Here is a 24,296-nt window from a genome sequence, read left to right as displayed (position 1 = left end):
AAGCATGGATTATCGTCATGAATTAAAGTATGTGGTGACAGCCACGCAGATGGCGCTTCTGGAAAACCGGATTCGGAATCTGGTTCCCCTGGATCGTCATGTGGGGCCGGACGGAAAGTACCGGATCCGCAGCCTGTATTTTGATGATTACTATAACAGTTATTACAATGAAAATGAGATCGGAACAGATCCCAGAGAGAAGTTCCGTATCCGTATCTATAATGGGGACCCCGGCCGCATCAGCCTGGAGCTGAAGCGGAAGGAGCACGGTATGACCCAGAAGCTGTCCTGTAAGCTGACCAGGGAGCAGTGTGAACAGCTGATGAAGGGGCGGCCCCTGCCGGTGGATAACAGCTATCCGCCGATTCTGCAGAAGCTGAACCTGCAGATGCGTACCCGGCTTCTGAAGCCGAAGGTCATCGTGGAGTACGAGCGCGTACCCTTTGTGGATCCCCTGGGTAATACCCGTATCACCCTGGATATGAATATCCGGTCCTCGGATTACTGTACCATGTTTTTTGAGCCGGAGGTGCCGGGAAGACCGGTCATGGAGGCGGGACGGCATATTCTGGAGGTGAAGTACGACGAGTACCTTCCGGACTATATCTACCGGAACCTGCAGCTGGAAAAGCTTCATCAGACGGCTTTTTCCAAGTATTATCTCTGTAGAAGATATTCCCTGAAGGGAATACTCGCATAAATAAATCTTCATTTAAGAAAAGACCATGAACGTTACCGTTCAATTTACAAATCAATTTACAGATGGAGGAAAATGAAAAATGGGATTTAAGGATGTATTTAAAAAGTCGTTTTTGGAAGGGTTCACCAGCATGGACATTTCCGCGGGCCGCATCATGGCTACCTTTCTGGTAACCTGTGCGCTGGCCTGCTATGTATTCCTGATTTACCGTCTGGTGACGAGAAAATCATTTTATTCCAAGGGATTTAACGTATCTCTGGCAGCTTTGTCCGTGATCACGGCAGCGATTATTCTGGCCATGCAGTCCAACCTGGTGATTTCCCTTGGTATGGTCGGCGCCCTGTCTATTGTGCGTTTCCGTACGGCCATCAAGGATCCGATGGATCTGGTGTTCCTGTTCTGGTCCATCAGTGTCGGTATTATCTGCGGCGCGGGACTTTATGAGGTGGCTCTGCTGACCTGCCTGGTGGTAACCGTACTGATTCTGGTACTGGAGAATATTCCGGCTTCCCGGGCGCCCATGATGCTGGTGGTCAGCCTGTCCGATTCCGATAAGGAAGCGCAGATTCTGGATATCGTAAAGAAGTACAGCCGTTTCTTTAAGGTGAAGTCCAGAAACCTGATGGGCAATGGCATGGATATGGTGGTAGAGGTCAAGGTAAAAGAGGAAAGCGCCTTTGTGAAAGAGGTATCCGCTGTGGAGCAGGTACAGTCGGCATCCCTCATTGCCCATGATGGCGAAGTGACCTTCTAGGCCTATGGGTAGTCTGATACAGCTGGGCGGCCGCGGCCTGCGGTATATCCGCAGGCACGGGGCCGTCGGGCTTTACCGTAAGGTCATGGAACGGAAGAACAGAAATGAGGCAGAAGCGGGATACGACGGCTGGCTTCGAAAACAACTGCCGGATATGATTGAGACAGAGAAGCAGAAAGGCGTGACCTTTCCTTATGCTCCCTGTATCAGTATTCTGGTTCCGGCTTATGAGACGCCTGAGATCTTCCTGCGGGAGATGGCAGAGTCCGTACTGAAGCAGAGCTACGGGAACCTGGAGCTCTGTGTGGCGGATGGAAGTCCCACGGACAACGTGCAGAAGGTCATGGAGGAGTACGCGGCCGGGGACAGCCGGGTGAAATACCGGAGACTGGAACGGAATCTGGGAATCTCAGAGAATACAAATGAGGCGCTGGCACTGGCGTCAGGTGATTATGTGGGCCTGTTGGATCATGACGATCTGTTATTACCGGGGGCCCTTTTTGAGATCGTAACGGCCCTTCAGGGAGGGGCCGAGGCCCTGTACACGGACGAGGATAAGGCGAACATGGATCTGAGCCATCATTTCCAGCCCCATTTCAAGCCCGATTACAATCAGGAGTACCTGCGAAGTAATAATTATATCTGTCATTTCTTTGTGGTAAAAACGGAGATTGCCCGGAAGGTGGGCGGCTTCCGGGCAGAGTTCGACGGAGCCCAGGATCACGACTTTATCTTCCGGTGTACGGAAGAGGCGAAGGAAGTCCTTCACCTGCCGAAGGTGCTTTATTCCTGGCGCTGCCACCAGGCTTCCACTGCGTCGAACCCGGAGAGCAAGCTCTATGCCTACGAGGCCGGAAAGCGGGCGGTAGCGGCCCATCTGGAGCGGACGGGAAGAACAGGAACCCTGCTGGATACGGAAAATTTCGGTTTTTATCGGGTTAATTATCCCGGAGATCCGGAAATCTTCATAAAATCTTTAAAAAAATTCGATGGACAAACCGGCGTAAAGGTTGTATATTATGATAAGGCATGTAATAATTCCGTAACAATTTCGGGGGATAATGATTATGTGCTTTTTACGCGTGTTCAAAATGCAAAGGTAAATCAGGATTTCTGGAAAGTGCTGAAAGCCTGCTGTGACAGACCGGAGACAGGCCTGGCCTGCGCCCGGGTCTACGGGGAGGATGGAGAACTGCGTTCGGATATCCGGATGAAAGGGGTCCGGGATCCCTTTTCGGAGGGCATGAAGGGTCTGAAGAAGGGCTATACCGGATATTTTCACAGGGCTGTGCTGCAGCAGGAGCTGGAGTATCCCACAGACTGCTATCTGATTCGGACAGAGCTTTTGAAACAGTATCCGGATCAGACAGCGGAAAAGCTGTGGACACAGCTTCAGAAGGACGGCTACGCCATTTACTATGAACCCTGGGCGGTGATGTATGAGAGCAGACAGTAAGGTATCCATCGTAATACCGAATTATAATGGGATGGCTTTTATGGAAGCCTGTCTGCGGGCGGTGCTGGCAGACGCTCCGGAGGCGGAGATTCTGGTGGTGGATAATGGTTCCACCGACGGAAGCCGGGAGTTCACGGAAAAGCAGTTTCCGAAAGAACAGTTTCCGGGAGTGAAAGTACTTCCCCTTGGAGAAAATTACGGCTTTCCGCGGGCGGTGAACGAGGGAATCCGGGCAGCATCCCGGCCCTATGTGATTCTGCTGAACAACGATACAGAGGTGCAGCCGGGCTTTGCCGATGCGCTGGCAGACTGCCTGGAACAGCATCCGGAGGCCTTTTCGGCCCAGGCGAAGCTGATTCAGCTTCACGAACCGTCAAAGCTGGACGACGCGGGAAATCTGTACTGTGCCCTGGGATGGGCTTTTGCCAGAGGAAAGGATCGTTCCTCAGAGCTTTATGAAGAGCCGGATGAGGTCTTCGCGGCCTGTGCCGGAGCTGCCATCTACCGGAAGGAAGTATTGGACAAGATAGGATATTTTGACGAGGCTCATTTCGCGTACCTGGAGGATATCGACCTGGGTTGGCGGGCCAGAAGGGCCGGCTGGACCAACCGTTATGAACCGAAAGCAAAAGTGTATCATGCGGGGAGCGGAACCAGTGGTTCCAGGTATAACGAGTTCAAGGTTCGTTTAAGCTCCCGCAATAATATATGGCTGATTTATAAAAATATGCCGCTGCTTCAGCTGATCCTGAACCTGCCTTTTCTGGCAGTTGGATTCGCGGCAAAATATGTATTTTTCCTGAAAAAGGGACTAGGCAGCATCTACGCCCGGGGAATCCGGGAGGGACTTCACACCTGTGAAAAAGAGAAAAAGGTGCCCTTTACCTGGAACCAGCTTCCTGCCTGCATGAAGATTCAGCTGGAATTATGGAAAAATATCGGAAAGAGATTTGGGTGAGAGAGTGATTAAAGACAATCAGCAGCATTTTAACCGGCTGCATGTGCTGGTAGATGCCTTCGTGATCGCGACGGCCTATCTGCTGGCATGGGTGATTCAGTTTAAAATATTGCATCATATATCCGGCTTTGTATTCAAGGATTATATGCTGATACTGATTGCATTGGTACCGGGATATCTGCTACTCTACGCGGCCTTTGGCATGTATACCACCAAGAGCGTGCGAAGAAAGCGGGTGGAGCTGGAGAAGATCGTACAGGCCAATACTCTGGGTCTGGGCCTCTTTATGATGGCCATGTTTTTGCTGCGCTGGAATACGGAGTTCACGACAAACTTTTCCCGTCCCATGCTGTTCTATTTCTATGGGATCAATATCATACTGGAGGCCATGGCCCGCAATTCCATCCGTCTGGTGCTTCACCAGCTGCGGAAAAAAGGCTTTAATCAGAAGCACATGATTCTGGTGGGATACAGCCGGGCGGCGGAGGAGTATATCGACCGCATCAAGGCCAATCCGGAATGGGGTTATGAGATCATGGGTATTCTGGACGACAATGTGGAGCAGGGCATGAAGTACCGGGGCGTGCAGGTATTCGGACGTACAGAGGAGATCGAGGAGACACTGGAGACAGTCAAACCCGATGAGATCGCCATTACCCTGGGTTTAAGCGAATATTCCAAACTGGAGCATATCGTGGCGGTCTGTGAAAAATCAGGCGTGCATACGAAGTTCATTCCGGATTACAATAACATCATCCCCACCCGTCCCTACACAGAGGATCTGATGGGCCTTCCGGTGGTCAATATCCGCCATGTGCCTCTGACGAATACCTTCAATGCCTTTATGAAGCGGAGCATGGATCTGGTGGGCAGCGTCTGCGCGATGATTCTGTTTTCGCCGATTATGCTGATTACGGCCGTCGCCATCAAGCTGACTTCACCGGGGCCACTGATCTACGCCCAGGAGCGGGTGGGACTGCATAACCATACATTTAAAATGTACAAATTCCGTTCCATGGATGTCCAGTCTCCCAAGAAGGAGCGGGGCGCATGGACCGTACCCAATGATCCCCGCGTTACCAAAGTGGGTAAGATCATCCGAAAAACAAGCATTGACGAGCTGCCCCAGCTCTTCAATATTCTGAAAGGCGACATGAGTCTGGTGGGTCCCAGACCGGAGCGGCCCTTCTTTGTGGAGAAGTTCCGGGAAGAGATTCCGCGTTATATGATTAAACACCAGGTGCGTCCGGGTATGACAGGATGGGCCCAGATCAACGGCTATCGTGGCAATACCTCCATCCGGAAGCGGATTGAATATGATTTATATTATATCGAGAACTGGACGCTGGGGTTTGATATAAAAATCTTATTTCTGACAATTTTCAAGGGCTTCATCAATAAGAATGCCTATTAAATGCGGAAAACAGAAAGGGCAGATTATGACAACCAATTCAAGAAGCAGAAATACAGGAGGCAGGACGCCGGATCACCGGAGACGGTCTCACAGCTCTACCCATCGTTCCCAGGCAGATTACCGGGAGCAGAGGAATTACGAGCATCACGGCGGACATAAAAACTCCCGGAAGAAAAAGCGGGCGCGTCGGAAAAAACGGCTTATCGGCATGCTCATCGCAGAGTTTTTCCTGATTGTGATTCTGGGCGCAGGCGTTTGGGCTCTGGGAAAGATGGATAAGCTCCAGAGCGAGGACGTGGGCGACGTGGATATGAATGAGGATATAGACGAGGATACGGCCAAGCTTCTGAAGGGCTATACGAATGTCGCCCTGTTCGGCATCGACACCCGTACCATCGGAGATCTGGGCGCAGGCAACCGAAGCGACACCATGATCATCGCCAGTATCAATAACGAGACCAAAGAGGTCAAGCTCATGTCCGTATACCGTGACAGTTATCTGAACCGGGCGGATGACACTTATGGCAAATGTAACGCGGCCTATAAGAGCGGAGGACCCAAGCAGGCCATGGAAATGCTGAACACAAACCTGGATCTGAATATCCAGTACTATGTGAGCGTGGACTTCGTGGCCCTGATCAAGACCATCGACGCTCTGGGCGGCATCGACATCGATGTGCAGGACGATGAGTGGGAGTATGTAAACGCCTACATGTACGAGACCACGGAGATTTCCGAGGATTATCTGGATCATTACAGTCCCTTCTTGGAGGGACCGGGTCTTCAGACCCTGGACGGCCTGCAGGCTACGGCCTATTGCCGGATCCGTTATACGGCCGGAAGCGACTTCAAGCGTACCGAGCGCCAGAGAACGGTCATCAGCAAGATCGTAGAGAAGGCCAAGGGCGCGGGACTGGGTACCATTAATAAGATCGTAGACGAGGTATTCCCGCTGGTATCCACCAATATTCCGAAGACCACCATGATCGGAATGGCAGCCGGCATGATGTCCTACGAGCTGGGCGAAAGCGGCGGCTTCCCCACCTATCTGGAGAACAAGAAAATCAACAAGCAGGATATGGTGATTCCGGCAGATCTGGAGGCCAATGTAAAGGAGCTGCATAAGTTCCTGTTCGGGGAAGAGGATTATTATCCGTCACCCACGGTCATCAAGATCAGCGAGAAGATCGTAAGTGACACCGGTGTGACTTCCCAGGTATCTTCCGGTGGAAGCAGCCAGTAAAGAGAAAGACGCAATGACTGCGTAAAAAGACAGAAGTGTATGGACGGGGTAGCAATACTGCCTCGTCCATTTTTCAGATAGGGGAAAGAGACGATGAAAATAGATGTGATTATTCCGGTATACCGGCCTGGAAAAGAATTCTGTGAGCTGTTGGAGCGGCTTTCGCACCAGACTCTACCGGTGAATCGGATTCTGCTGATGAATACCCGTACGGAGGTGGATGTGGAAGCCCTGGCGGCTCCTTTTCCCGGGGCGGAGGTCGTCAACCTGGAACAGGCAGACTTTGATCACGGCGGAACCAGGGATTGGGGAGCGGGGCTCTCTGACGGGGACTATCTGCTGTTCCTGACCCAGGACGCCCTTCCGGCGGACGCGTACCTGGTGGAGCATCTGGCGGCGGCTTTCCGGGATCCGACGGTTAAGGCGGCTTACGCAAGGCAGCTTCCCAAGGCGGACTGCCGGGAGACAGAGCGATATACCAGAAGCTTTAATTACCCGGAGGAGAGCCGGGTGAAGACAGAGGCAGATCTGGAGACTCTGGGGATCAAGACCTTTTTCTGCTCCGATGTGTGCGCCATGTATGAGCGGGTCACCTATGTGAAGCAGGGAGGCTTTGTGAAACGGACCATTTTCAACGAAGATATGATCTATGCGGGAGGCCTGATTAAAAGCGGCTATGCCATCGCCTACGTAGCGGAGGCAAGGGTTTACCATTCCCATAACTACAGTGGGCTGCAGCAGTTCCACCGAAACTTTGATCTGGCGGTCTCACAGGTGGACCATCCGGAGATCTTCGCAGGGATCCGTTCCGAGGGGGAGGGTATCCGCCTGGTGAAAAAGACGGCGGCCCACTGTCTGGAAATTCGGAAACCCTGGCTGATTCCGGGACTGATATGGCAGAGCGGGTGGAAGTACCTGGGCTACAAGCTGGGTCAGAACTACCGGAAGCTGCCTCGGGGACTGGTACTCCGTTTTACCATGAACCGGGCTTACTGGAACGGATGGGAGGACTGAAATGGCAGAATTATTTGAAAATACAGAGCAGGCCCGGGAGCGTGTCATCCTTATCGGCGTCTGCACACGGGAAAATGAAAATGTGGAGGAATCCCTGGAGGAGCTGGCAGAGCTGGCCGACACCGCGGGGGCGGAGGCTGTGGGCCGGGTGATTCAGAACCGGGAATCCATGCACCCGGGCACCTATATCGGCAGCGGCAAGATCGACGAGGTCCGGGAGCTGGCAGCAAAGCTGCAGGCCGACGGTGTCATCTGCGACGACGAGCTGACCCCGGCCCAGCTTCGGGGGCTGGAGCAGGAGCTGGATCTGAAGGTCATGGACCGGACGCTGGTGATTCTGGATATCTTCGCCCAGCATGCCACCACCAGCGAGGGTAAGCTTCAGGTGGAACTGGCCCAGTTGCGCTACCGCCTGGCCAGACTGACCGGAAAGGGTATCGCCATGTCCAGACTGGGCGGCGGCATCGGAACCAGAGGCCCCGGAGAGAAAAAGCTGGAGACGGATCGGAGACTGATCAAGAGCCGGATCGCCCGTCTGAACCGGGAACTGAAGGAAATGCAGGTTCACCGGGATACGGCCCGGAAAAAACGTCTGAATCAGAGCGTACCGGTGGCAGCCATCGTGGGCTACACCAATGCGGGTAAATCCACCTTATTAAACGCCCTGACCGGCGCCGGAATCCTGGCGGAGGATAAGCTTTTCGCCACACTGGATCCCACCACCCGGCGGATGGCCCTGGCAAACGAGCAGGAGATTCTGCTGACGGATACGGTAGGCTTTATCCGGAAGCTGCCCCACCATCTGGTGGAGGCCTTTAAGAGTACTCTGGAGGAGGCCCGGTACGCGGACTTTATCCTGCATGTGGTGGATAGCTCCAATCCCCAGATGGAAGCCCAGATGGAGGCGGTCTACGAGACGCTGGAGCGGCTGGAGATCGGCGGGAAGCCGGTGCTTACCCTCTTTAACAAGCGGGACCGGATGGAGGGCGCGGAGCTTCCTAAGGATACGAAGGCCGTGAAAACGCTGGGGATCTCCGCCCGCACCGGAGAAGGGCTGGAGGAGCTTGGAGAGCTTCTGGAGGAGCAGCTTCGCAATAGCCGCGTCCAGGTGGAGAAGGTCTTTCCTTACGCCCAGGCGGGCGATATCCAGCGGATACGGAAAGTGGGACAGGTACTGGAGGAGGAATACCGGGAGGACGGCATTTATATCAAAGCATGGATGCCGCGAAATTATTAAGCCCGGCGGGTCCTTACGGTTGCATTCTATAAAAAAATACTATATAATTTTTCCAAACGGACTTCCCAAGAAGCGGAGGTCACTCTTAAACAGACGAAGGAGAACGTACGATGATTAATAAGCTGATTGCAAAGATTCAGAAGACAGGAGCCCCCATTGTGGTGGGATTGGATCCCATGCTGGGCTATATTCCCGAGCATATCCAGAAAAAGGCATTCGCAGAATACGGAGAGACCCTGGAGGGTGCGGCAGAGGCCATCTGGCAGTTCAATAAGGAAATCGTGGATAAGACCTACGACCTGATTCCTGCAGTGAAGCCTCAGATCGCTATGTACGAGCAGTTCGGCATCGAGGGACTGAAGGCATATAAGAAGACCGTGGATTACTGTAAGTCCAGGGATCTGGTGGTCATCGGCGACATCAAGCGCGGCGACATCGGTTCTACTTCAGCGGCCTATGCGGTGGGTCATCTGGGCAAGGTACAGGTGGGCAGCAAGTGCTACGTTCCCTTTGACGAGGATTTCGCCACTGTGAACCCCTATCTGGGCAGCGACGGCGTGAAGCCTTTCATGGAGGTATGCAAGGAGGAGAATAAGGGACTGTTTATTCTGGTGAAGACCTCCAATCCTTCCAGCGGCGAGTTCCAGGATCAGCTGGTAAACGGCCGTCCGCTTTATGAGCTGGTGGGCGAGAAGGTGGCCCAGTGGGGCGAGGAGCATATGGGAGATGCCGGATACAGCTACATCGGAGCCGTGGTAGGAGCCACCTATCCGGAGATGGGCGCAGTCCTTCGGAAGCTGATGCCGAAGACCTACATCCTGGTGCCGGGCTATGGCGCCCAGGGTGGAAAGGGCAAGGATCTGGTGAACTTTTTCAATGAGGACGGTCTGGGAGCCATCGTGAACTCCTCCAGAGGCATCATTGCCGCTTACAAGCAGGAGAAGTACGCAAAATTCGGCGCTGAGAATTTTGGCGACGCATCCCGCGCGGCCGTCGAGGACATGGTGGCCGACATCAGTGGCGCACTGAATGCCAGATAGGAGAATGAGATGAAATATCAGGAGACAGCGCTTATCAAAGAACAGCGCGAGATTGCCCCGGGTATCTACAGCCTGTGGCTTCAGACAGAGCATATCGCGGAAGAGGCGCGGCCGGGCCAGTTCGTGTCCGTTTATTGCCATGACGAGTCGAGACTTCTGCCCCGTCCCATCAGTATCTGCGAGATTGATAGAGAGAACAAAGGCCTGCGTCTGGTATACCGGGCAGCAGGAGCGGGCACCCAGGAGTTTTCCGGCTACGGCGCAGGCGAGACCCTTCGCCTGGTAGGCCCCCTGGGAAATGGTTTCCCACTGGATAAAGGATATAAAAAAGTATTCCTCATAGGCGGCGGCATCGGCGTACCGCCCATGGTGGAGCTGTCAAAGCAGCTCCCCGGGGAGAAGATCGTAGTATCCGGCTACCGGGGCGGCGACCTGTTCCTGAAGGAGGAATTGTCCTGCCATGCGCAGCTGGTGGTGGCAACAGAGGACGGCAGTGCCGGGACCAAAGGCAACGTGTTGGATGCCATCAAAGAGAACGGACTGACTGCGGATGCCATTTTCGCCTGCGGGCCGGGTCCCATGCTTCGGGCATTGAAGGCTTATGCCGAAGAGCAGGGCATGGATTGCTACCTGTCTCTGGAGGAGCGCATGGCCTGTGGCATCGGAGCCTGTCTGGCCTGTGTCTGCAAGTCCAAGGACGTGGACGCCCACACCAATGTCAGAAATAAACGTATCTGCAAGGACGGTCCGGTCTTTGCGGCGGACGAAATCGAATTATAACCGGAGGGTATCGTCATGGAATATAAGACAAGTGTAAATCTGGCCGGAGTGGAGCTTAAAAATCCGGTCATGACAGCTTCCGGAACCTTTGGGTCTGCCGGAGAATACGGAGAATTTTACGATCTGGGCGATCTGGGTGCAGTGGTGACCAAGGGTGTGGCGAATGTTCCCTGGCCAGGGAATCCTACCCCGCGTATCGCGGAGACCCGAAGCGGCATGCTGAACGCCATCGGCCTCCAGAACCCGGGCCTGGACGTGTTTTTGCAGCGGGATTTGCCGAAGCTTAAAAAATACGACACAAAAATCATTGTCAATGTATGCGGCAAGACCACCGAGGACTACTGCGACGCGGTGGAGCGTCTGTCCGACGCGGATGTGGATATGCTGGAGATCAACGTGTCCTGTCCGAATGTAAAAGAAGGCGGCATTGCTTTCGGCCAGAAGCCGGAGGCCCTGGAAGCCATCACAAAAGAGGTAAAGAAGTACGCGAAAAAGCCGGTCATCATGAAGCTGAGCCCCAATGTGACGGACATCACCGAGATGGCCCGGGCCGCTGAGGCGGGGGGCGCGGATGTGTTGTCCCTGATCAACACCATCACCGGCATGAAGATTGATATTAATCGCCGCACTTTCGCCATCGCCAATAAGACCGGCGGCATGTCCGGCCCGGCCGTGAAGCCTGTGGCCGTGCGTATGGTGTATCAGGTGGCAAACGCGGTGAAGCTCCCCATCATCGGTATGGGCGGCATCACCAACGGCGACGACGCCATGGAGTTCATTCTGGCCGGAGCCACCGCCGTATCCGTAGGCACCGCGAACTTTGCGAACCCCTATGCTGCCAAAGAGACAGCCGATGGCATCCTGGCCTATATGAAGAAGTATCAGGTGGAGGATATCAAAGAGCTTATCGGAGCAGTGCGGTAGACAGCGTTTCAAAGAAGGATAAAATAGAGATTCAGATTCATACAGGAGGTTTCAGATAAAATGGAACAATACAAGAGTGAGTTTATTGATTTTATGGTGGAGTCCGACGTGCTGAAATTCGGTGAGTTTACCTTAAAAAGCGGCAGAAAGTCCCCGTTTTTCATGAACGCGGGCGCGTATGTGACCGGCTCCCAGTTAAAAAGACTGGGCCAGTATTACGCGAAAGCCATCCATGACAGGTATGGCGACGATTTCGACGTGCTCTTCGGACCGGCCTATAAGGGTATTCCCTTAAGCGTGGTTACCGCCATTGCCTACAGTGATCTGTACGGCAAAGAGATCCGCTACTGCTCCGACCGGAAGGAAGAGAAGGATCACGGCGCGGACAAGGGAAGCTTTCTGGGAAGCAAGTTAAAGGATGGCGACCGGGTCGTTATGATCGAGGACGTGACCACCTCCGGCAAATCCATGGAGGAGACCGTACCGAAGGTAAAGGGCGCCGCCGACGTGGAGATCGTGGGCCTGATGGTATCCCTGGACCGTATGGAGGTCGGCAAGGGCGGCGTGAAATGCGCTCTGGAGGAAGTAAAGGATCTCTATGGCTTTGAGACCAACGCCATTGTTACCATGGCGGACGTGGTGGAGCACCTCTACAACCGTCCCTGCCAGGGAAAGATTCTCATCGACGATACTCTGAAAGCAGCCATCGACGCATATTATGAACAGTATGGCGCAAAGTAAGACAGGAGGGACCGGAATGAGTGAAAAAGCATATAAGACCATGAAGCAGACCGGAGCCGGTACGCTGGCAGTGGGAATCGTAGTGGCAGTGACAGGATTGGCGGCAGGGATTCTCTGCATCGTAAACGGAGCCCGGCTGCTGAAGAACAAATCAGACCTGATTTTTTAAGACAGAATTATAAAACAGAAACGGAGCAACATGAAAAAAGATTCCAGAAACAGACTGAGGTGGGGCGGACGGATACTGCTGATATGCTATCTGGCGTGTCTGATCTATTTTATGTTTTTCTCGGAAAGCTACGGAAGAACGGATATCAGTCCGGATTACAGATACAATCTGGTGCTGTTTCAGGAGATACGACGGTTTTGGCATCACCGGGATATTCTGGGCGGCCCGGCGGTATTTATTAATCTGGTGGGAAATGTGGCAATGTTCATTCCCCTGGGTTTTGCCGTGCCGGCGCTTTATGATTCCATGCGGAAGGGCCTGCGGACAGGGATTGCCTGTTTCCTGGCCAGCCTTCTGGCGGAGACCATGCAGCTGATTCTGCGGGTGGGCTGCTTTGATGTGGACGATCTTCTGCTGAATACCATCGGCGGCTGTATCGGATATCTGGTGTTTGTGGGAGTCAGACATCACTGGAGGAAAAGGCATGGCAAGAAGAAGCTATAAGTTTACAGATAAAAAGCATACGAAGCAGGGCATCTGCTCTGCAGGATTTGCCGGAGCGGCGCTGGTATTTACCGGAGTGTCGCTGCTCCTGGCCTACCGGATGGCAGGACAGGCCGGAAGTCTGGTGGGACTTCTGGGCGTACTGGCCATGGTCTGCAGTGCCGTGGGCTTTGTGCTGGCGGTCCGGGGTTTTCAGGAAGAGGATGTGTATTATCTGTTTTCACAGATTGGCGCGGTGGCCAATGGCATCCTGTTCATCCTGTGGGCCCTTGTGTGCATGCTCGGCATGTAGGAAAGAACCATGAAGGAGGCAGCAAGATGGAATTACAGGAAAATATAAGAGCGGGAGCGGAAGAAATCAAGGAGCGGTATGCTCTGGTGATGGAGCGGATACAGGCAATGAAGCTGGAACAGACTGTATCGGCTCCTTTTTACGCCTATTTTCAGAAAACGGCGGACTTCATTCTGGAGGTGGCGGCCTACGCCGAAGGGGTAAAGAAAGGACAGCCGGAGCGGATGACCCTAGAGGAGCTTCAGGCGCAGAACCGGCAGCTGTTTGGAGATTTGACAGGAGGCTCCTATGAGAGGAGCTACGCGAATCCGGCGGAGGCGGTACGGCTTCTTGGAGAGGGCTACGGCCAGCTCCTAAGCTCTGTATACACGGAGATCCGGGGGATGATCGTCTGGGCGGCGGAGCAGCGATACGAGGATCTGACCATTACGGCGGAGCTTTTTGTGGAACTCTATAATGCCTTTGAGGGAGAAACGCCGGAGGTGAAGAATCTGCAGCAGATGGTTTACTGGCATATCAGCGATTACTGCGACGTATTCATCCCCGATCGGATCCAGGAGCAGCTGGATCCGGAGCTCTCCTTCGCGGCGGATATTATCTGTGAATCAGATCTGAAGGATCCCAGATATCTGTATCGGTTCGGCGAGTACGTCGGCGAAAATGAGCTGGAGGTCAGCCGGTTTCTGGCAAAGCTTTCGGAGAAACAGATCGAAGCCATGGCTTCCACCTTTACAGAGGGCTACCGCATGGGCTTCATGGCGGCGGGCATCGATCTGAGCAAAAAGAAGACGGTGAATATCCGCTATTCTCTGGGCTTTGAGCGGGTGGTACGGGCAGCCATCGCCCAGTTTGGGAAGATGGGCCTGAAGAGCATCATTTACCGGGAGGCCCGGCACAGCCTGAACCGGAGGGCCCAGGGCAATCCGGGCTACTGCAGCACGGCGCCGGATAAGCAGTATGTGTACGATCACAGGGAGGATATGGCTCTGTATCTGGATAAAAAGCTGATGGAGCGGAGACTTTCCGTTCTCCACAGCGCTTATGAGCAGTACCGGGAGCTGGCGGCCGTTCACGCGGGTCCGGCGGTCATGGAGATCTTTGGGGAGCATCCCTTCCTGCCGAAGAAGTGTAAGGAGGCCCTGAAGTTCAGCGAAAAGCAGCAGGAGCTGAATGTGAGCTACAACAGCCAGGCAGGCCAGCTGGTGAACCGGTATATTCCGGGAGACCAGAGAAGCTTTACGATTATCGCCTGGCCCATTCCCGAGATCGGGGAGCAGTTTGAGGAGATTTTCCGGGAAGTGGTGAAGATCAATAATCTGGACTACCATCTGTACCAGCGGATTCAGCAGACTTTGATTCAGGCTCTGGATCAGGGCGCTTCCGTCCGCATCAAGGGAGCGGGGGCCAACCGGACTGATCTCCGGGTGCAGTTGTGGCAGCCGGAGCATCCGGAAAAGGAGAGCATCTTTGAGAACTGTGTGGCGGATGTGAATATCCCGGTGGGCGAGGTATTCACATCCCCGAAGCTAACGGGCACCCGGGGTATCCTCCATGTGAGCCAGGTCTACCTGAACGAACTGAAGTACCTGGATCTGGAGCTGACCTTCGAGGATGGCAGGATTAAGGATTACACCTGCAAAAACTTCCCGGAGGAGGAAGAGAACCGGAGCTATATCCGGAACAATGTGCTCTTCGGCCATGAGACCCTTCCCATGGGCGAGTTTGCCATCGGCACCAATACCACGGCCTATATGGTGGCGAAGCGGTACGACATCGGGGCGAAGCTGCCCATTCTGATCGCGGAGAAGATGGGTCCCCATTTTGCGGTGGGGGACACCTGCTATTCCTGGTCTGAGGATAATCCGGTGTACAATCCTGACGGAAAAGAGATCATTGCCCGGGATAACGAGTGCTCCATTCTCCGGAAAACGGACGTATCCAAGGCTTATTTCAACTGCCATACGGATATTACCATTCCCTATGACGAGCTGGACTATATCCGGGTGGAGCTGCCGGACGGAACGGAAATCTCGCTGATCGAGGGCGGAAGATTCGTGCTTCCGGGCACAGAGGAGCTGAACAGGCCCTTTGACGAGGCGTGAAGAGAGGTTAAAGAAGAGAAAAACTACGTTTTGGGTGTTGACAGAGCCCGATCCAGACGGTAAACTGTGATTTATAAGAATAACAAGATAAAGATAAGTTATTTATAAGTAAAACTAATCAATATTTATAGGGAATCACAAGGAGGTTGCATTATGGCGAAAGTCGGTATTGTAATGGGCAGCGATTCAGATATGCCCATCATGAAGAAAGCGGCGGATGTGCTGGAACAGCTTGGCGTGGAGTTTGAGATGACAATTATTTCAGCTCATCGGGAGCCGGACGTATTTTTTGAGTATGCGAAGACGGCGGAGGAGAAGGGCTTCAAGGTTATCATCGCAGGCGCGGGCATGGCGGCCCATCTTCCGGGTATGTGTGCGGCGATTTTCCCGATGCCGGTTATCGGTATCCCCATGCACACCACATCCCTGGGCGGAAGAGATTCCCTGTACTCCATCGTACAGATGCCCTCCGGCATCCCGGTGGCGACCGTGGCCATTAACGGCGGCGTGAATGCGGGGCTGCTGGCGGCGAAGATACTGGCCACTTCCGATCCGGAGCTGCTGGCGAGACTGAAGGCGTACGCGGAGGATCTGAAAAATCAGGTGGAGAAGAAGGACGCGCGGCTGAAAGAAGTAGGATACAAAAATTACTAAAAACTGTAGGAAACACCATGGTCACTAAATTCATGCGGCGCGTACCGCTTGCATTCATAAAGTGTCCAGGTGTAGATTCGCACTAGGCTCGAAAACACCTCGCCAAGTGCTCATACTGTAGGAAACACCATGGCCACTAAATTCATGCGGCGCGTACCGCTTGCATTCATAAAGTGTCCAGGTGTAGATTCGCACTAGGCTCGAAGACACCTCGCCAAGTGCTCATACTGTAGGAAACACCATGGCCACTAAATTCATGCGGCGCGTACCGCTTGCATTCATAAAGTGTCCAGGTGTAGATTCGCACTAGGCTCGAAAACACCTCGCCAAGTGCTCATACTAGGAGGATAAAAGTTATGGATTACAAGAACGCAGGCGTAGATATTGAAGCAGGTTACAAGTCTGTGGAGCTCATGAAGGAGCATATTAAGAAAACCATGCGTCCCGAGGTACTGACGGGAATCGGAGGATTCTCCGGCGCATTTTCCATGGAAGCATTTAAAAAGATGGAGCAGCCGACCCTGGTGTCCGGTACGGACGGCGTGGGAACCAAGCTGAAGCTGGCATTTCTGCTGGACAAGCATGACACTGTAGGTATCGACTGCGTGGCCATGTGTGTAAACGATATCGCCTGTGCAGGCGGTGAGCCCCTGTTCTTCCTGGACTATATTGCCTGCGGCAAGAATGTTCCGGAGAAGATCGCTGCCATCGTAAGCGGCGTAGCAGAGGGCTGCCGTCAGTCAAACGCGGCGCTCATCGGCGGCGAGACCGCAGAGATGCCGGGCTTCTATCCGGTGGACGAGTACGATCTGGCCGGCTTTGCGGTAGGCGTGGTGGATCAGAAAAACCTGATCACCGGCGCGAATATCAAGCCGGGCGACGTGCTGGTGGGTATGGCTTCCTCCGGCGTACACAGCAACGGCTTCTCACTGGTGAGAAAGGTCTTTACCATGAAGGAAGAGTATCTGAATACCTACTTTGAGAGCCTGGGCAGAACCCTGGGAGAAGCCCTCATCGAGCCGACCAAGATCTATGTGAAGGCCCTGCGTACCGTAAAGGAAGCAGGCGTGACCATCAAGGGCTGCAGCCATATCACAGGCGGCGGCTTCTATGAGAATGTTCCGCGTATGCTGCCCGAGGGCGTGCGCGCGATGATCAGAAAAGACAGCTATGAGGTACCGGCGATCTTCCACATGCTGCGCGAGGACGGCCGCATCGAGGAGCAGATGATGTACAATACCTTCAACATGGGTATCGGCATGATCATGGCTGTGGATCCGGCAGACGTGGACAAGTGCGTGGCAGCAGTCCGCGAGGCTGGCGAGACCCCGTACATCCTGGGCGAGATTCAGGCAGGAGAAAAGGGAGTGACCTTATGTTAAAGGTAGCGGTACTGGTGTCCGGCGGCGGCACGAACCTGCAGGCTATCCTGGACGCCATTGACGAAGGAAAGATCCGGAACGCGGAAGTGGTATCCGTCATCAGTAATAATCCGAAGGCCTACGCCCTGGAGCGGGCAAAGAAACATGGTATTCCGGCTGTCTGCATTACCAGAAAGGCCTGCGGCGGCACAGAGGCCTTTAACGCAGCGCTTCTGAAAGCCCTGAAGGACTGCGGCGCGGAGCTGGTAGTTCTGGCTGGCTGCCTGGTGGTGATTCCGAAGGAAATCATCCGGGAATACGAGGGACGTATCATCAATATCCATCCTTCCCTGATTCCGTCCTTCTGCGGTACCGGCTTCTATGGACTGAAGGTACATGAAGAGGCCCTGAAGCGCGGCGTGAAAGTGACAGGCGCCACCGTGCACATCGTAGACGAAGGAACCGACACAGGCCCCATTCTCTTACAGAAGGCTGTGGAGGTAAAAGAAGGAGATACACCGGAGAGCTTACAGCGGCGTGTCATGGAGGAAGCCGAGTGGATTCTGCTTCCGAAGGCCATTGATATGATTTGCACGCAGGCAGTGAGCAGTGCGGATTGACACGAAAAGGTGTTGCCCTGCTTGCAGGAAGCAATAGCTTTTTGCGACAATCCATAGGGCGAAGCCCGTGAGCGAGATGAAGCGTAGCGGAATCGAGCGCACTGCGGGCTAGAGAGTGAGGTAAATATGAAAATTTTAGTTGTTGGTTCAGGCGGACGTGAGCATGCGCTTTGCTGGAAAATCGCCCAGAGCCCCAAAGCCGAAAAAATATACTGCGCGCCGGGCAATGCCGGCATCGAGGAGTACGCCGAGTGCGTACCCATCGGAGCCATGGAGTTTGAGAAGCTGGCGGCCTTCGCCAAAGAGAACGCCGTCGACCTGACGGTGGTCGGTATGGACGACCCGCTGGTGGGCGGTATCGTGGACGTCTTTGAAAAAGAAGAACTGCGTATCTTCGGACCCCGGGCCAATGCGGCCATCCTGGAGGGCTCCAAGGCATTTTCCAAGGACTTGATGAAAAAATACGGCATCCCCACCGCAGCTTATGAAAACTTCGACGACCCGGAGAAGGCCCTTGCCTATCTGGAGACCGCGGACTTCCCCATCGTGCTGAAGGCCGACGGACTGGCTCTCGGAAAGGGAGTTCTGATCTGTAATAACCTGGAAGAGGCGAAAGAGGGCGTGCGGACCATCATGCTGGACAAGCAGTTTGGCACCGCAGGCAATAAAATGGTCATCGAGGAGTTCATGACCGGCCGGGAAGTATCGGTCTTAAGCTTCGTGGATGGCAAGACCATCAAATGTATGACCTCCGCCCAGGATCACAAGCGTGCCCTGGACGGCGATCAGGGACTGAATACCGGCGGCATGGGAACCTTTTCCCCCAGCCCCTTTTATACGGCAGAAGTGGATCAGTTCTGCAAAGAGCACATTTACCAGGCCACTGTGGACGCCATGGCTGCAGAGGGCAGAGAGTTCAAGGGCGTCATCTTCTTCGGCCTGATGCTGACCCCGAAGGGACCCCGGGTACTGGAGTACAATGCAAGATTTGGCGATCCGGAGACCCAGGTGGTTCTGCCCAGAATGAAGACCGACATCGTGGATGTCTTTGAGGCCTGCATTGACGGAACCCTGGATCAGATCGATCTGGAGTTCGCGGATAATGCGGCGGTTTGCGTGGTGCTGGCTTCCGGCGGTTACCCCGTTTCCTATGAGAAGGGCTTCCCCATTCACGGACTGGAGAATTTCAAGGACAGGGACGGTTACTATGTGTTCCATGCGGGTACGAAGAAGGTGGACGGCCAGATCGTCACAAACGGCGGAAGAGTGCTGGGCGTGACCGCTCTGGGCGCGGATCTGAAGACCGCCCGGGCCAATGCCTACGAGGCAGTGAAGTTGGTGGACTTTGAGAAAGCCTACTGCAGAAGCGACATCGGAAAAGCCATTGACGAGGCCTAAAAGAGGACTGGATGAGGATATAAAGGAGTACAAATGAAGACAGTTATTGCAATCGATTCCTTCAAAGGAAGTCTCACTTCCATGGAGGCGGGCCAGGCAATAGCGGAAGGTATCAGGAGGGCGGATAAAACGGCAGAGCCGGTTGTCCGCCCTCTGGCTGACGGCGGGGAAGGAACGGTGGAGGCCCTGGTCAGCGGCATGAACGGAAGCCTTCGTAGCCTGACTGTGACCGGTCCGCTGGGAGAGCCGGTCACCGCTTCCTATGGAATTGTGGACACAGAAACAGCAGACGGGGAGAAGCTGGCGGTACTGGAAATGTCCGCGGCAGCGGGGATTACCTTAGTGCCTCCGGAAAAGCGGAACCCTCTCTTTACCACCACCTACGGCGTGGGGGAGCTGATCCGGGACGCTCTGGCTCAGGGCTGCCGCCGGTTCCTCATCGGCATCGGGGGCAGCGCCACCAACGACGGCGGTATCGGCATGCTGGAGGCTCTGGGCTTCGGTTTCCTGGACGCGGAGGGAAAGCCGGTGCGGAGGGGAGCGGCCGGACTGGAAGAACTCCGGGAGATCCGCACCGAAGGGGCGCTGGAACAGCTGTCCGGCTGTGAGTTCCGAATCGCCTGCGATGTGACCAATCCTCTCTGCGGGGATCAGGGCTGCAGCGCGGTCTATGGTCCACAGAAGGGCGCGGATCCGGATATGATTAAGAACATGGACGCCTGGCTGGGCCGGTACGCGGCTCTGGCGGCACAGACCTTAGGCGATGCGGATCCGGAGTATCCGGGAACGGGAGCAGCCGGAGGACTGGGCTTTGCTTTCCGAAGCTTCTTAAAAGGAGATTTACAGTCGGGCATCGGCATCGTACTGGAGGAGACCCGTCTGGAGGAGACCCTGCGGACCGCAGATCTGGTCGTCACCGGCGAGGGACGGCTGGACGGACAGACCGCCATGGGAAAAGCGCCGGTGGGCGTGGCGGCCCTGGCAAAAAAGTACGGAAAGCCGGTGGTAGCCTTCGCGGGAAGCGTGACCCGGGACGCCATCGCCTGCCATGAAAAGGGCATTGACGCCTTTTTCCCCATTCTCAGGGGCATCTGTACCCTGGAGGAGGCCATGGAGCCGGAGACGGCCAGACGGAATCTGGCGGATACGGCGGAGCAGGTGTACCGGCTCTGGACGGCGCGATAGCCTGACGACCCTATCCACAATCTGTTATTTGACAAGGCTCCCGGTTCCGATTATAATAAAAACAATGTTGTAAGTGATAGGGGAGACGGACGTCAAAAGGCGTGATGTCAGGATAATGGAGGATGAAGAAATGAAGAAACTGCGGTGTCTGGCAGCAGTACTTGCTGCAGGACTGATGATATCGACGTTTGGCGTGCAGGTATCTGCAGCCCGGATAGGAACGATTACCACAGACGGAGCGCGGGTGCGCGCGGACGCAGACGCGAATGCGCAGAAGGTTTGCTCCCTGCCTGTGGAGACCAATGTGGATATTACCGATGAAAAAGAGAGCGGCGGAAAGACCTGGTACCAGATCAGTTTTACCCTGGACGGAGCCCAGAAGACGGGATGGATTCGTTCCGACCTGCTGAGCGTGTCCGAGACGGCGGATCCGGAGGAACCGGCTGCGGAGGAGCCCCAGGAGGAGACTCCGGCAGCGGCTTACACGATTCAGGAGCCGGAGGAAAGTTATTCCGACGCGGAACTGACCGAGACCAGTATTCAGGTGGGTGACACCAGCTATACCGCTTACCAGGCAGATTCCGAACTGTATCTGGTATGGGCCCAGAAGGCTGACGGCAGTACCGGCTGGTACTGGTACGATCCCCAGGAGAATACCTTCCAGCGGGATCTGGGACAGTTTGCGGGAGCCGGAGAGTCCGCAGGACTGACTGAGTCCCTGACCAATGAACTGACGGAGCTGAAGGAGACCAGCGCCAGCAGCCTGAAGACACGGCTTTATATCATTATCGGACTGGCAGTTCTGAGCGCCATTCTTCTGATTCTGACCATTGTTTTCGCCCTGAAGAGCAGGAACGCCGGATACGAGTATGAGGACGACGATTACGACGATTACGACGGGGACGAGGAAGACGATTTTGACGACTTCTATGACGATCTGAAGAAGGGTGGAAAGCGACGGGCCGAGAAAGAAAAGCCGGACTTAAGTCTCACGGACAGTCTGCCGGAGATCGACATGAGCGCCCTGGAGACTGCGGAAGCGGCGAAGCTGGAAGACGAAGTTCCTGTGGAGCCTGAACCCAGGAAAGAGCCGGTGGAGACCGGAGACGACATCGATATCGAGATTCTGGATCTGGAGGATCTGGAACTGTAATATACCAAAGAACGATCACAGTGGACAGATGACCAATGTTGCCATCTGTCCACTGACGCTATTATGACTGGAGGAATTTTATGTTTGAGACCTATACGGAAAAGGCCCGGAATGTGCTGAAGCAGGCGGCGAAAATCTCCGCGCAGCTGGGTCAGAACTATATCGGAACAGAACATATTCTCATGGCCCTGGTAAAGGAACAGGACTGCGCGGCGTCCCAGCTTCTGAAGGAGCGGAAGGTGGAGGAGAAAAAACTGTGGGAGCTGGTGAAAAGTCTGATTTCCACCGAAGGAGCCACTGCGCTGAAGGAACGTCCCGGCTATACCCCCAGGGCGGAGTTTATCCTGGAGGAGGCCCGGAGGGAGGCAGCCCGGTTCCATGAGGAGAAGACAGGCACAGAGCATATCCTCATTGCCATGCTGAAGAATGTGGAGTGCGCGGCCAGCCGTCTTCTGAACACCATGGAGGTCAATGTAAAAGAGCTTTACACGGCCCTTCTGGATTCCATGGGAAGAACCGGACGGGAGTACCGGGAGGAAGCGGCCCGGAATGGAAGAAGCCAGAACCGGGGTACCCAGACCCTGGATCAGTACAGCCGGGATCTGACCGCCATGGCGGCGGAGCATAAGCTGGAGCCCTGCGTGGGCCGGGAGGAGGAGATCCGGCGCGTGATGCAGACACTGAGCCGTCGAACCAAGAACAATCCCTGTCTCATGGGAGAGCCCGGCGTGGGAAAGACCGCCATCGTGGAGGGCCTGGCCCAGCGGATCGCGGAGGGCGACGTGCCCGATTCCCTGAAGGGCAGACGGCTGCTGTCCCTGGATCTGTCCGCCATGGTGGCGGGTACCAAGTACCGGGGCGAATTTGAGGAGCGTATCAAGAATTTGATGGACGAGGTACGCCTGGCTGGGGATGTGCTGCTGTTTATCGACGAGCTCCATACCCTTATCGGAGCGGGCGGAGCCGAGGGAGCCATGGACGCCTCCAATATCCTGAAGCCGGCCCTGTCCAGAGGAGAACTGCAGGTCATCGGAGCCACCACGGTGGAGGAATACCGGAAGCATATCGAGAAGGATGCGGCCCTGGAGCGCAGATTCCAGCCCATTCTGGTGGAGGAGCCCTCTGAGGAGGAAACTATCCGGATCCTGAAGGGTATCCGTCCGGGCTATGAGCGTCACCATCAGGTAAAGATCACAGACGAGGCCCTGGAAGCGGCGGCGAAGCTGTCCAGACGGTATATCAGCGACCGGTTCCTGCCGGATAAGGCTATCGACCTGATGGACGAGGCGGCGGCCCGTGTACGCATGGGCAGCAGAAAGGGCTCGGAGGAGCACTTCCGGATGGAAGAGAAAAGCACAGAGCTGCTCCGAGAGATGGAAGAAGCAGTGAAGGCTCAGAACTTCACCCGGGCAGCAGAGCTTCGCAGGGAGCGTCTGGAGCTGGGTGAAAAGCTGGAAAAAGTGAAGAAAAAGCAGGATCGCAGAGAACGGAAAACCCTGATAGTGGGAGAAAATGAGATCGCGAAGACCGTATCGGATCTGACCCGGATTCCGGTGAGCAGGCTGACGGAGACGGAGAACCAGAGACTGAAAAAGCTGGAAAGCATCCTGCATAAGCGGGTGATTGCCCAGGACGAGGCTGTGACGGCCGTGGCAAAGGCTGTGCGCCGCGGCAGGGTGGGATTACAGGATCCCCGGAGACCCATCGGATCCTTCCTGTTCCTGGGCCCCACCGGCGTGGGAAAGACGGAGCTGTCCAAGGCCCTGGCAGAGGTCCTTTTCGGCCGGGAGGAGGCCATGATCCGGGTGGATATGTCTGAATACATGGAAAAGCACAGCGTATCCAAGCTCATCGGAGCGCCTCCCGGATATGTGGGCCACGACGACGGCGGCCAGCTGTCCGAGAAGGTACGACGGAATCCCTATACAGTGATCCTGTTCGACGAGATCGAGAAGGCCCATCCGGATGTGTTCAATATCCTTCTGCAGGTGCTGGACGACGGAAGAATCACAGATTCCCAGGGAAGAACCGTGGATTTCAAGAATACGGTGATTATCATGACATCCAACGCGGGCGCGGGTGCCATCGTCTCCCCCAAGCGGCTGGGCTTCGCCTCCGTGGACGACGAGAAGCATAATTACGAGGCCATGAAGAACAGCGTCATGGAGGAGGTACGCCGGATGTTCAAGCCGGAGTTCCTGAACCGGATCGATGAGATCATTGTGTTCCATGCCCTGAATAAGGAGCAGATGAAGTCCATCGTGAATATTCTGCTGAAGGAGCTGACGAACCGGTGTCATCAGCAGCTGGGCATCGAACTGAAGGTGCGGGACAGCGTAAAGCTCCATATCGTGGAGACGGCCTACGACGTGAAGTACGGAGCGCGGCCCTTAAAGCGCGCCATCCAGACGAAGATCGAGGATGCCCTGGCAGACGAGATCCTGTCCGGAAGAGTGGGAAGGGGCAGTCAGGTGACGGTCACCATGAGAAAAGGAAAAATCATATTTGATTGCTAAACTTTTCATAAATTGCTGGAAATGAGGACAGGGATCGTATATAATCAAACATATCAGATTCCAGTTGGGAGGACAAAAGAA

General features: G+C 54.8%; 23 protein-coding genes. All 23 read left to right on the top strand.

Translation table 11 applies throughout. The features are described 5' to 3' along the window. The first annotated feature begins 4 nt into the window (after positions 1-4). The 23 genes from H8S44_RS11110 to H8S44_RS11000 all read left to right on the top strand — a co-directional run bounded on the left by H8S44_RS11110 (position 5) and on the right by H8S44_RS11000 (position 24,215). Positions 5-700 (top strand): polyphosphate polymerase domain-containing protein, encoded by a 696-nt coding sequence (locus H8S44_RS11110; RefSeq protein ID WP_186872443.1) that lies wholly within the window; start codon positions 5-7, stop codon positions 698-700. Between the two features lie 79 nt (positions 701-779). Beyond that, entirely contained in the window at positions 780-1,454 is a 675-nt protein-coding gene (locus tag H8S44_RS11105; RefSeq protein WP_186872444.1) for a DUF4956 domain-containing protein, read from the top strand. Positions 1,455-1,458: 4 nt separating this feature from the next. Next, positions 1,459-2,910 (top strand): glycosyltransferase family 2 protein, encoded by a 1,452-nt coding sequence (locus tag H8S44_RS11100; protein WP_186872445.1) that lies wholly within the window; start codon positions 1,459-1,461, stop codon positions 2,908-2,910. Next, the gene (locus H8S44_RS11095; RefSeq protein WP_186872446.1) at positions 2,894-3,868 is read left to right on the top strand and encodes a glycosyltransferase family 2 protein; all 975 of its coding nucleotides are present in this window, start codon (positions 2,894-2,896) and stop codon (positions 3,866-3,868) included. The genes H8S44_RS11100 and H8S44_RS11095 overlap by 17 nt, the downstream gene beginning before the upstream one ends. A gap of 4 nt (positions 3,869-3,872) precedes the next feature. After that, entirely contained in the window at positions 3,873-5,282 is a 1,410-nt protein-coding gene (locus H8S44_RS11090) for an undecaprenyl-phosphate glucose phosphotransferase (protein WP_186872534.1), read from the top strand. 25 nt (positions 5,283-5,307) lie between these two features. Continuing rightward, on the top strand, positions 5,308-6,525 hold the full coding sequence (locus H8S44_RS11085; RefSeq protein ID WP_186872447.1) for an LCP family protein: 1,218 nt from the start codon (positions 5,308-5,310) through the stop codon (positions 6,523-6,525). 93 nt (positions 6,526-6,618) lie between these two features. Further along, positions 6,619-7,539 carry a glycosyltransferase family 2 protein gene (locus tag H8S44_RS11080; protein ID WP_186872448.1) on the top strand — a complete coding sequence of 307 codons (921 nt, stop codon included), beginning with the start codon at positions 6,619-6,621 and terminating at the stop codon, positions 7,537-7,539. Between the two features lies 1 nt (position 7,540). Continuing rightward, a complete protein-coding gene (gene hflX / locus H8S44_RS11075) occupies positions 7,541-8,776 on the top strand; it encodes a GTPase HflX (protein WP_186872449.1) in 1,236 nt (411 codons plus the stop codon). Positions 8,777-8,886: 110 nt separating this feature from the next. Further along, positions 8,887-9,816: an orotidine-5'-phosphate decarboxylase gene (pyrF, locus tag H8S44_RS11070; protein ID WP_186872450.1), complete on the top strand. Its 930-nt coding sequence runs from the start codon at positions 8,887-8,889 to the stop codon at positions 9,814-9,816. Positions 9,817-9,825: 9 nt separating this feature from the next. Further along, positions 9,826-10,596 carry a dihydroorotate dehydrogenase electron transfer subunit gene (locus tag H8S44_RS11065; RefSeq protein WP_186872451.1) on the top strand — a complete coding sequence of 257 codons (771 nt, stop codon included), beginning with the start codon at positions 9,826-9,828 and terminating at the stop codon, positions 10,594-10,596. 15 nt (positions 10,597-10,611) lie between these two features. Continuing rightward, a complete protein-coding gene (locus tag H8S44_RS11060; RefSeq protein WP_186872452.1) occupies positions 10,612-11,520 on the top strand; it encodes a dihydroorotate dehydrogenase in 909 nt (302 codons plus the stop codon). 60 nt (positions 11,521-11,580) lie between these two features. After that, positions 11,581-12,261: an orotate phosphoribosyltransferase gene (gene pyrE / locus H8S44_RS11055; protein WP_186872453.1), complete on the top strand. Its 681-nt coding sequence runs from the start codon at positions 11,581-11,583 to the stop codon at positions 12,259-12,261. 16 nt (positions 12,262-12,277) lie between these two features. Beyond that, positions 12,278-12,430 carry a hypothetical protein gene (locus H8S44_RS11050; protein ID WP_186872454.1) on the top strand — a complete coding sequence of 51 codons (153 nt, stop codon included), beginning with the start codon at positions 12,278-12,280 and terminating at the stop codon, positions 12,428-12,430. 30 nt (positions 12,431-12,460) lie between these two features. Next, positions 12,461-12,934 (top strand): VanZ family protein, encoded by a 474-nt coding sequence (locus tag H8S44_RS11045; protein ID WP_186872455.1) that lies wholly within the window; start codon positions 12,461-12,463, stop codon positions 12,932-12,934. Beyond that, positions 12,915-13,226 (top strand): DUF6142 family protein, encoded by a 312-nt coding sequence (locus tag H8S44_RS11040; protein ID WP_186872456.1) that lies wholly within the window; start codon positions 12,915-12,917, stop codon positions 13,224-13,226. Before H8S44_RS11045 ends, H8S44_RS11040 begins: the two co-directional genes overlap by 20 nt. 26 nt (positions 13,227-13,252) lie before the next feature. Continuing rightward, positions 13,253-15,328 (top strand): aminopeptidase, encoded by a 2,076-nt coding sequence (locus H8S44_RS11035; protein ID WP_186872457.1) that lies wholly within the window; start codon positions 13,253-13,255, stop codon positions 15,326-15,328. Positions 15,329-15,481: 153 nt separating this feature from the next. Continuing rightward, positions 15,482-15,982: a 5-(carboxyamino)imidazole ribonucleotide mutase gene (gene purE, locus H8S44_RS11030; RefSeq protein WP_186872458.1), complete on the top strand. Its 501-nt coding sequence runs from the start codon at positions 15,482-15,484 to the stop codon at positions 15,980-15,982. Between the two features lie 356 nt (positions 15,983-16,338). After that, positions 16,339-17,364, top strand: a complete 1,026-nt coding sequence (purM, locus tag H8S44_RS11025) for a phosphoribosylformylglycinamidine cyclo-ligase (RefSeq protein WP_186872459.1) — start codon at positions 16,339-16,341, stop codon at positions 17,362-17,364. Further along, complete coding sequence (gene purN, locus H8S44_RS11020) at positions 17,358-17,963, top strand: phosphoribosylglycinamide formyltransferase (protein WP_186872460.1); 606 nt, start codon at positions 17,358-17,360, stop codon at positions 17,961-17,963. The genes purM and purN overlap by 7 nt, the downstream gene beginning before the upstream one ends. A gap of 126 nt (positions 17,964-18,089) precedes the next feature. Further along, positions 18,090-19,361: a phosphoribosylamine--glycine ligase gene (purD, locus tag H8S44_RS11015; RefSeq protein WP_186872461.1), complete on the top strand. Its 1,272-nt coding sequence runs from the start codon at positions 18,090-18,092 to the stop codon at positions 19,359-19,361. Positions 19,362-19,394: 33 nt separating this feature from the next. Then, positions 19,395-20,546 carry a glycerate kinase family protein gene (locus tag H8S44_RS11010; RefSeq protein ID WP_186872462.1) on the top strand — a complete coding sequence of 384 codons (1,152 nt, stop codon included), beginning with the start codon at positions 19,395-19,397 and terminating at the stop codon, positions 20,544-20,546. A gap of 130 nt (positions 20,547-20,676) precedes the next feature. Continuing rightward, positions 20,677-21,699 carry an SH3 domain-containing protein gene (locus tag H8S44_RS11005; RefSeq protein WP_186872463.1) on the top strand — a complete coding sequence of 341 codons (1,023 nt, stop codon included), beginning with the start codon at positions 20,677-20,679 and terminating at the stop codon, positions 21,697-21,699. An 80-nt stretch (positions 21,700-21,779) separates the two neighbouring features. Beyond that, positions 21,780-24,215, top strand: a complete 2,436-nt coding sequence (locus H8S44_RS11000) for an ATP-dependent Clp protease ATP-binding subunit (RefSeq protein WP_186872464.1) — start codon at positions 21,780-21,782, stop codon at positions 24,213-24,215. Positions 24,216-24,296: the final 81 nt, after the last annotated feature.

This window comes from Anaerosacchariphilus hominis (assembly GCF_014290175.1).
Classification (GTDB): Bacteria; Bacillota; Clostridia; order Lachnospirales; family Lachnospiraceae; genus Laedolimicola; species Laedolimicola hominis.
Note: the sequence above shows the minus strand (reverse complement) of the source record. Positions and strands in the feature narration are given on the sequence as shown.